The following is a 1,354-nucleotide window of genomic DNA, read 5'->3' as shown; positions in this document are numbered from 1 at the left end:
GCAGCATCCAGGTCAGCCCTGCGCCGGCGATGGCCTCGTCGGGTTGCTGGTTGGCGTGGGTGAAACCGGCTTCGAGATAGGTGCCAAGCCGCTCGGTCACGCTCAACGAGAGGCTGGGCGACCAGGTGGTGCTGCGCTGGCCGGCGCCACGCTGATGACTGCCATACAGCGCGCCGCTCCAGCGGTCGTTGAAGCTGTGCTCGACGCTGGCGGCCAGCGCGTACTGGCGGCCGTCGCTGAAGGCTGCATCGCCACGCGCGATCACCCCGCTGGCCAGCAGCGCCCACGCCGTGCGTTCGGTACTGCCGGGACCTGCCCATTTCACTCCGACGGTGCTGTCGCCGGCGCCGCGCTGCTGCGTGCGCGGCAGGTCGGGGCCACGTTCTCGCTGACGCTGCCATGGCGTGGACGCCAACTGCAGTTCCCAGCCCGGAGCCAGCCCGGTGCGCAGCAGCAGGTCGCTGGACAGCGTCGTCGTGCGCAGGCCGTCGCGATCACGCTCACGTTGATAGCTGGGCAGGCCCAGTTCGACGGCAAGGCCGCCACGCGGCACCGTGTCGGTGCCGAAGCCGATGCCGGGACGATCGAAGCTGGGAGGTTCCGCGCCCAGCACCGGGGTGCTGGCCAGCGACAGGGCGATCAACAGGGTGTGGCGCATGCGGGTTCCGTCTCGCAGGGGATCTTCAGCATGCCCGGCGATACCGTGCGCGCGGCGTGAGCCGCACCGCTCAGTCGCTGATGCGGGCGAAACGCGCCTGCGGGCCGTGCTCGCCGGGCACCTGCTCAATGAACATCGCATAGGGCCGCACCCACAGGCCGCCCTCGCCATACAGAGTGCGGTAGAGAACCATCGGCTGCAGCGTCTCACTGCTGCGGACGATGTCGATCACTTCGTACTCGCCACCCTTGAAGTGGCGGTAGCGGCCAGGTGCCAGCGCGGGCAGCGGGGTCAGGTCGGTCATTGGTGGGCCCGTTACCTGCGTGCCGGCGACGCCGGGGTGGCGCAGTAGGCATCGATGGCTTCGGCGGTGTTGGCCAGGCCCTGCGCCTGTGCCAGTTCCCACGGGCGCTCGCAGCGCTGGCTGCGTTCGCACCACTGATAGCCGGCCGAACCGATGCAACCGTGCGCATCGCGATCGCCACCGACCACGGGTGTGGCGGCGTCATGGGTGACTGGTTTTTCCGGGCTGGCACACGCGGCCAGAGCCAGCAGCGGGATCAGCATCAGGACTTTCATGGGCGCGGCTCCGTGCCGTAAACCGACAGTCTGTTCGGTCCCGGCAGCAGCGGCAAGCATCGCTGGCCGATCCTCAACTCAGCGATGCGCGGACCAGTTCCTCGATCAATACCACGT

3 protein-coding genes are annotated in these 1,354 nt (G+C 68.9%); all 3 read right to left on the bottom strand.

The genetic code is table 11. The features are described from left to right. On the bottom strand, nt 1–658 hold a 658-nt coding region (locus AC1VAN_RS21960; RefSeq protein WP_480986760.1), incomplete at its 3' end, for a transporter. 70 nt (nt 659–728) lie between these two features. Continuing rightward, on the bottom strand, nt 729–962 hold the full coding sequence (locus AC1VAN_RS21955; protein ID WP_442251529.1) for a DUF1653 domain-containing protein: 234 nt from the start codon (nt 960–962) through the stop codon (nt 729–731). A gap of 11 nt (nt 963–973) precedes the next feature. Next, nucleotides 974–1,237 carry a hypothetical protein gene (locus tag AC1VAN_RS21950; RefSeq protein ID WP_033831612.1) on the bottom strand — a complete coding sequence of 88 codons (264 nt, stop codon included), beginning with the start codon at nt 1,235–1,237 and terminating at the stop codon, nt 974–976. Nucleotides 1,238–1,354 lie beyond the last annotated feature (117 nt).

The organism is Stenotrophomonas sp. 05L44_2 (assembly GCF_056665995.1).
The sequence above is the reverse complement of the archived record's forward strand: the minus strand, read 5'-3'. Positions and strand labels throughout refer to the sequence as shown.